This window comes from Polaromonas sp. P4_F6, assembly GCF_056401275.1.
In genome coordinates, this window is sequence record NZ_JBFUJQ010000020.1 from 1 (window position 1) to 7,061 (window position 7,061).

Sequence of the window (7,061 nt, forward strand, 5' to 3'; positions counted from 1 at the left end):
GCCCACACCCGCGCCTGCGGCCGCTCCCGCCGCCCCAGCACCCGCCGCGACGCCGGCGCCCGCCGCCACCGCCCCGGCACCTGCACCCAGCCCGGCCGCTGCCACCGGCGCCGAGAAGGAAGTCGAAGCCGCCGTGCGCGGCTGGGCCCAGGCCTGGTCCGACAAGGACATGGGCGGCTACCTCGGCAGCTACGGGCAGAACTTCGAGCCGCCCGGCAAGCAGGCCCGCAAGGCCTGGGAAGAAGACCGCCGCGCGCGCATCGTCGGCAAGTCCAAAATCAGCGTGAAACTTTCCAACCTGTCGATTTCGGTGCAGGGCAACAAGGCCACGGCCCGCTTCAAGCAGGACTACAGCGCCGATTCGCTGAACATCTCCAGCCGCAAGACCCTGGACCTCGCCAAGGTGGGTGACCGCTGGGTGATCGTCAAGGAATCCACCGGCGGCTGACCTGGCCCACGTGTTTTACCCAGCCCGTCCCTGCCCCTCTTCGCCGGCCGGCACCCTGCCTCGGAAACTTGCATGAAAAAGGTGCTCACCGCCCTTTTTTTCGTGGCGCCTTGCCTGGTGCCGGCGCTTGCGTCCGCGCGCGTTGAACCCGCGGTCAAGGCCGTGACGCGCAGTGCCGCCGCGCCGCAACGCGCGGCACGCGACGGCGAAGCGGAAGCCCGCCTGATTGAAATCTACAAGCTGATCGGCCAGGCCGCTCCCCGCGAAGCGCTGCGCAAGGCCGAGAGCCTGGTCAAGGACCACCCCAATTTCCAGCTCGCGCAACTGGTCTACGGCGACCTGCTGGCCGGCTTCACGCGCCCGCTGCGCGCGCCCGGCGACGTGCCCGACATCACCGCCAACAAGGCCGCGGCCCCGCTGCTGGCCGAGCTGCGCCAGGAATCGCTGCTCAGGCTGCGCGCGCTGCGCGAGCGCCCCGCGCCGGGCACCGTGCCCTCCCAGTTCCTGGCGCTGTCGCCACGCAACAAGCATGCGATCGCCGTCGACGCCTCCCGGTCGCGCCTTTACCTGTTCGAGAACACGCCCACCGGCATCAAGCTGGTGGCCGACTACTACATCTCGGTCGGCAAGTCCGGCATTGAAAAATCCGTCGAGGGCGACCTGCGCACGCCGCTGGGGGTGTACTTCATCACCAGCAACCTGGACCCCAAATCGCTGCGCGACTTCTACGGCTCGGGCGCGCTACCGATCAACTACCCCAACCAGCTCGACGTCAAGCGCGGCAAGACCGGCGGCGGCATCTGGCTGCACGGCACGCCGCCGGCGCAGTTTTCGCGCGCGCCGCTGTCCACCGACGGCTGCGTGGTGCTGGCCAACCCCGACCTGGAACGCATCATCCGCACCGTCGAGGTGCGCAGCACGCCCGTCGTCATCGCGCACAGCCTCAAATGGGTGGCGCCGCAATCGCTGGCGTCCGACATCAAGTCCTTTGAGAACGTGCTGCAGGGCTGGCACAGCGCCAAGTCCAGCGGCGACATCGCCAAGCTCACCGCCTGGTACACCCCCGATTTCACGAGCTACGGCAAGACCCTGGTTGAATGGACGCCGGCCCTGCAAAGCGAGCTCAAGCAGCTGGGCGGGCGCGGTATCCAGCTCAAGGACGTGTCTTACCTGCGCTGGACCGACAGCGCCGACACGATGGTGGTAACCTTTGGCGAACTGGTCAAGGGCGCCAAGACCGGCCGCACCAAGCGCCAGTACTGGGTCCGCCAGGGCAGCCAGTGGAAAATATTTTTCGAAGGAGCCATTTGATGGCAGTTCACCCCAGGCCGGCGATGTCCGCCGCCTCTTCTCTGCGTTCCCTCCATTCCCCCTTGCGCCGCGCGGCGTTTGCGCTGGCCGCCGCCGCGAGCCTGGCCCTGCTGGCCGGCCCGGCGCTCGCGCAAAGCGCGCCCAAGGTCAAATTCGCCACCAGCGAGGGCGACTTCGTGGTCGAGGTCTATCCCGACAAAGCCCCCAAGACCGTCGAGAACTTCCTGCAATACGTCAAGGACAAACACTACGACGGCACGATTTTCCACCGCGTGATCAGCAACTTCATGGTGCAGGGCGGCGGCTACGACGCCACCTACGCCGAGAAGAAAACCCGCCCGCCCGTGCCGCATGAAGGCCGTGAAGCGCTGGCCAAAGGCGGCCCGAGGAATGTGGTCGGCACCCTGGCCATGGCGCGCACCAACGATCCCAACTCCGCCTCGGCGCAGTTCTTCATCAACGTGAAGGACAACGACTTCCTGGACCCCACCGTGATCCCGCCCGGCGACCCGGTGCCCAAATTCGAATACCAGGGCCGCGTCTATGAAAACACCCCGCGCGCGCAGCTCGTCAACGCGCCCCAGCTGTACGGCTACACCGTCTTCGGCAAGGTCGTCAGCGGCATGGACGTGGTCAACAGGATCAAGTCGGTGCCGACCGGCGCGGGCGGCCCCTTCCCGAGCGACGCTCCCAAGACGCCCGTCCTCATCAAATCAGCAACCCTCGTCAATTAACCGCCCTCCCCCCTACAGGACACCATCATGAGCAAGCCCAGAGTCGAACTCCACATCGCCGAATACGGCGTCATCACCCTGGAACTGGACGCCGCCAAGGCGCCCAAGACCGTCGCCAACTTCCTGAACTACGTCAACAAGGGCCACTACGCCAACACCGTGTTTCACCGCGTGATTCCCGGCTTCATGGTGCAGGGCGGCGGCTTCGAGCCCGGCATGAAACAAAAACCCACCGACGCTGAAATCGAGAACGAGGCCAACAACGGCCTGAAGAACGACAACTACACCATCGCCATGGCGCGCACCAACGCGCCGCACTCGGCCAGTTCGCAGTTCTTCATCAACGTGGCCGACAACGGCTTCCTGAACCACACCGCGCCCAGCGCTTCGGGCTGGGGTTATGCCGTGTTCGGCAAGGTGATCGCCGGCACCGACGTGGTCGACAGGATCAAGGCCGTCAAGACCGGCCGCAAGGGCTTTCACGACGACGTGCCCATGGAAGACGTGATCATCCAGCGAGCCATCTCGCTGGACTGAGCCCGCCCACCCAGCCGGTGAACACCCCCCAGGCCGTCCCCGAGATCGCGGAGCTTTTGGCGCCGCCGTCCTGGCGCACGGTCGATTTCATTTCCGACCTGCACTTGCAGGCCGGTGAGCCCGCCACCTTCGAGGCCTGGCGGCACTACCTTGAAAGTACGCCCGCCGACGCGGTCTTCATCCTGGGCGACCTTTTTGAAGTCTGGGTCGGTGACGATGCCGTCGGCCACGACCTGAGCGCGCCTTCGGCCGGTTTTGAGGCGCGCTGCGCGCGCGCCATGGGCGAAGCCGCCGGCCGGCTGGCGCTCTTTTTCATGCACGGCAACCGCGACTTTCTGGTGGGCCAGGCCTTGATGGACCTGTGCAACACCACCTTGCTGCACGACCCGACGGTGCTGGAGTTTCCGGCGGGCTCGGGCCGGCGCTGGCTGCTGTCGCACGGCGACGCCCTGTGCCTGGACGACACCGACTACATGGAATTCCGCCGGCAGGTGCGCGGTGCCGACTGGCAGCGCGCCTTCCTGGCCAAGCCCCTGGCCGAGCGCCAGGAGATCGCGCGCGCGCTGCGCCGGCAAAGCGAGGCGCGCAAGCAATCGGGCGCATCCTATGCCGACGTCGATACCGGGGCCGCGCGCCAGTGGCTGCGCGCCGCGAAAGCCCCCACCCTGATCCACGGCCACACCCACAAGCCGGCCGTGCACGACCTGGGCGAGGGCCTGGCGCGGGTGGTGCTCAGCGACTGGGACCTGGCCGCCCCGGTTCCGCGTGCCGACGTGCTGCGCCTGTCCGCCGCCGGCCCGCAGCGCATCGCCCTGTGCTGACCCTTTTTTCCACTCTTTAAGCCTTGCCTACGACCAAGACACCCACCCCATGCTGAACTGGTTAAGAACGCTGGGGCGCCAAAGCGCCCCGACCAAGACCATTCCCGATACCCTGTGGATGGACACCCTGCTGCAGTTTCCCTTCCTGGCCCGCCGCCCGGTGGCCGAACTGCAGCAGTTGCACGAGATGGCCGGGAAATTCCTCAAGCAAAAGGAATTCACCGGCGCGCACGGCCTGAAGGTCACCGACGAGATGGCCGTCGCAATCGCCGCGCAGGCCTGCCTGCCCGTGCTGCACCTGGGCCTGCGCTGGTATGACGACTTCAAGGGCATCGTGGTGCATCCCGGTGCGATGCTGGCGCGCCGCGAAGTCACCGACCAGGCCGGCGTGGTGCACCGCTACAGCGAAGAGCTGTTGGGCGAAGCCATGGACGGCGGCCCCGTCACCCTGAGCTGGCAGGACGTGGCCGCCGCGGGCAGCGCGGCCGAGCATGGGCACAACGTCGTGATCCACGAATTCGTCCACAAGATGGACATGCGCGACGGCGCGGCCGACGGCTGCCCGCCCATGCCCACCCGCAGCGCCATGAGCGGATGGCACTCGGTGATGCAGCCCGCCTTTGATGAATTTTGCGAAAAAGTCGCCATGGCCAAACGCTTTGGCGCCGAGCCGCCGTGGCTGGACGCCTACGGCGCGAACTCGCCGGCGGAGTTTTTCGCCGTGGCTTGCGAGGCCTATTTCGTCAACCGCGAACGTTTCACCCGGGAATTCCCGGCGCTGACGGTGCTGTTCGACAAATTCTTCATTCCCGCCAAATAAGCGGAAGGGGCCGCAAGGGCCTCAAATCTCCGAAACCGGGGTATTGAGCGCCGCGCTTAACCCCTTTTCCCCAGTTGCCCCGTTTCAGGGAGCTCCACCCTCTTTCTGGAGCCCCCATGAAACCCCACATCCTCCCTGCCTCCCTCCTGCTGGCCCTGTCCGCCTGGGCCCTGCCGGCCCATGCCATAGGCCGCCTGGCCGACGTCACCGTGGTGGACCGCAACACCGGCGCCACACTGCCGCTGTACTACCACCGCGGCGAATACTGGGTGGCCGGCCAGTACGGCGCCAAATACGCGATCGCCGTGCGCAACAAGCTCGGCGAGCGGCTACTGGCCGTGACCGCCGTCGACGGCGTCAATGTGCTGAGCGGCGAAACCGCCGCCTGGGACCAGACCGGCTATGTGTTTTCGCCCTGGCAGCAGTACCAGGTGACAGGCTGGCGCAAAAGCAGCAGCGAGGTCGCCGCGTTCGAGTTTTCCGCGCTGGGGGACTCTTATGCCGGCCGCACAGGCCGGCCCGCCAACGTCGGTGTGATCGGTGTGGCGCTGTTCCGCGAACAGCCGCCCGAGCCGGTGGCACAGGCACCCGTGTATTCCAGCCCCCGGCGCAGCGAGCGCGAGGCCGACGCCCCTGCGGCCCCAGCAGCACCCGCCGCGGAATCACCGGCCGCCGGCAAATCCGCACTGGCAGATCGCATCCTCGGCGGCGCGGAGGCATCAGCCTCCGCTGAAGGCCTGCTCAGAAAGCCGCAGGCCGCCCCCTTGCCGGCCCTCAAACTGGGCACGGGCCACGGCGCCCGCGAAAGCTCGGTGGTCTCGCACACCAGCTTCGCGCGCCTGCAAGCCCAGCCCAACGAGGTGATACGCATCCGCTATGACAGCCGCGAGAACCTGGTTGCGAGTGGCGTGATCCGCGAACCCGTGGCGCACCACCCCATTCCCGATCCCTTCCCGCAATCGGGCAGCACGTCCTATGTCCCCGACCCTCCTCTGCGCCGATACTGAAAGCGTGCAACTGCGCCGTGATAATCTGGCGCATGCCCAGCGCCCCGACGCCAGACAACGCAGCCGAAGACAGCGACGAATCGCTGATGCTGCGCTATGCGGCCGGCGACATCGCGGCTTTCGATGCGCTCTATGCGCGCCACGAGCTCGGCGTGTGGCGCTATGTGTTTCGCAGCGTGCGGGTGCAGGCGGTGGCCGACGACCTGCTGCAGGACGTGTGGTTTGCCGTGGCGCGCAGCGCCCCCACCTACACGGTGTCGGCGCGCTTCAAGACCTGGCTATTCACCATGGCGCACAACCGGCTCGTTGACCACTTTCGCAGCGCACGCCACCATGTGAGCCTTGACGCAGGCGGCGACGAAGACAGCCCGGGAATCGGCGACACACTGGCCGCCGATTCCGGCTTCGGCCCGCTGCGCCGGCTCGAGTCCAGCGAGCAGGCGGCGGCGCTGATCGCGGCGGTCGAGCGCCTGCCGCGCGAGCAACGCGAAGCCTTTTTGCTGCAGGCCGAAGCCGGCCTCAGCGTGGACGAAATCGCCGCCGCGACCGGCGTGAACTTCGAGACCGCCAAAAGCCGTTTGCGCTATGCGCGAAACAGCCTGCGCCAGCAGCTACAGGAGTTTGCATGACAGAGCCTGACCGCAGCCCGCCCGGCGATGAGCTGGCGCAGCGCTACCGCGAGGCCAGCGCGCAGGACACGCGCCGCCCCGGCGCCCATGTGCGGGAGGCGGTGCGCGCCCACGCGCAGATGATGATCGCCGCAAACAAAGCCTCCACGACGGCGGACAGCGCACCCACAGCGACCGCCGCCAACCAGTCGCGCTGGAAAATTTCCGCGCTGGCCGGGCTGGCGCTGGCCGGCTTGACCGGCTTGCTGGTGCTGCAATACGACCGCGGCACCGACGAAGAAAAAGACCTGGCGTTTGGCCAGCCCAGTGCGAGCGCGCCACCCGCAGCTGAGGCAGCACCAGCCGCCGCACCGCAACAAACACCCCAGGCCGATAGCCGCAGCGCCAAGACGGGCCAGCCGCCGCCCCTGAAAGCCCCCGCGGCACCCTCCGCCGGAAAACCCTCACCCCAGCCCTCCGTCACAGGCTCGGTGGCACGCAAGGCCGAAACCGAAGCCGCGCCGCCGCCCGAGGCAAGCGCGGCGCCCCCACCTGCGCCTTCACCCGCGCCTTCGCCGCCCCCCGCCCCGGCGGCTCCACCGCCACCCGCGCCGGAAGTTACCGCCGCCAAAGAAAGCTCGCAACTCGCACGTCCTGCCCCCCCGGCCGAGGCGGTGGTGGGCGGGCAGGCGGCCTCTTCCATGCGGGACGCCGCACCGGTCGCCGCGCCAGCCGCGGCCCCCGCCATGGCAGCGCCGGCGGCACGCGCCGCCGC

The 7,061-nt window shown here is 67.9% G+C and carries 8 protein-coding genes and 1 pseudogene; all 9 read left to right on the forward strand.

Annotated elements, in window-relative coordinates; translation table 11 throughout:
* Positions 1-448: L,D-transpeptidase Cds6 family protein (locus AC1DUN_RS24095; RefSeq protein WP_477716183.1), on the forward strand; the 448-nt coding region annotated here is incomplete at its 5' end.
* A 72-nt stretch (positions 449-520) separates the two neighbouring features.
* Entirely contained in the window at positions 521-1,759 is a 1,239-nt protein-coding gene (locus AC1DUN_RS24100) for a L,D-transpeptidase family protein (protein WP_477716184.1), read from the forward strand.
* Between the two features lie 23 nt (positions 1,760-1,782).
* Positions 1,783-2,493: a peptidylprolyl isomerase gene (locus AC1DUN_RS24105; RefSeq protein WP_477716189.1), complete on the forward strand. Its 711-nt coding sequence runs from the start codon at positions 1,783-1,785 to the stop codon at positions 2,491-2,493.
* Between the two features lie 27 nt (positions 2,494-2,520).
* On the forward strand, positions 2,521-3,030 hold the full coding sequence (locus AC1DUN_RS24110) for a peptidylprolyl isomerase (protein WP_007873399.1): 510 nt from the start codon (positions 2,521-2,523) through the stop codon (positions 3,028-3,030).
* Between the two features lie 17 nt (positions 3,031-3,047).
* Positions 3,048-3,851, forward strand: coding sequence for a UDP-2,3-diacylglucosamine diphosphatase (locus AC1DUN_RS24115; protein ID WP_477716185.1), 804 nt, complete (start codon positions 3,048-3,050; stop codon positions 3,849-3,851).
* A 49-nt stretch (positions 3,852-3,900) separates the two neighbouring features.
* Positions 3,901-4,671, forward strand: coding sequence for a M90 family metallopeptidase (locus AC1DUN_RS24120; RefSeq protein WP_477716186.1), 771 nt, complete (start codon positions 3,901-3,903; stop codon positions 4,669-4,671).
* 116 nt (positions 4,672-4,787) lie between these two features.
* Positions 4,788-5,678 (forward strand): hypothetical protein, encoded by an 891-nt coding sequence (locus AC1DUN_RS24125; RefSeq protein WP_477716187.1) that lies wholly within the window; start codon positions 4,788-4,790, stop codon positions 5,676-5,678.
* 32 nt (positions 5,679-5,710) lie between these two features.
* Positions 5,711-6,307: a sigma-70 family RNA polymerase sigma factor gene (locus AC1DUN_RS24130; protein WP_477716188.1), complete on the forward strand. Its 597-nt coding sequence runs from the start codon at positions 5,711-5,713 to the stop codon at positions 6,305-6,307.
* Positions 6,304-7,061, forward strand: a pseudogene (locus AC1DUN_RS24135) (hypothetical protein); the annotation flags it as partial. The gene AC1DUN_RS24130 and the pseudogene AC1DUN_RS24135, both read left to right, overlap by 4 nt.

What these genes read in the sequence shown, in the direction of transcription:
- AC1DUN_RS24125 (WP_477716187.1), top strand. Translation starts at nt 4,788, where the DNA reads ATGAAACCCCACATCCTCCCTGCCTCCCTCCTGCTGGCCCTGTCCGCC.
- AC1DUN_RS24100 (WP_477716184.1), top strand. Translation starts at nt 521, where the DNA reads ATGAAAAAGGTGCTCACCGCCCTTTTTTTCGTGGCGCCTTGCCTGGTG.
- AC1DUN_RS24110 (WP_007873399.1), top strand. Translation starts at nt 2,521, where the DNA reads ATGAGCAAGCCCAGAGTCGAACTCCACATCGCCGAATACGGCGTCATC.
- AC1DUN_RS24105 (WP_477716189.1), top strand. Translation starts at nt 1,783, where the DNA reads ATGTCCGCCGCCTCTTCTCTGCGTTCCCTCCATTCCCCCTTGCGCCGC.
- AC1DUN_RS24130 (WP_477716188.1), top strand. Translation starts at nt 5,711, where the DNA reads ATGCCCAGCGCCCCGACGCCAGACAACGCAGCCGAAGACAGCGACGAA.
- AC1DUN_RS24120 (WP_477716186.1), top strand. Translation starts at nt 3,901, where the DNA reads ATGCTGAACTGGTTAAGAACGCTGGGGCGCCAAAGCGCCCCGACCAAG.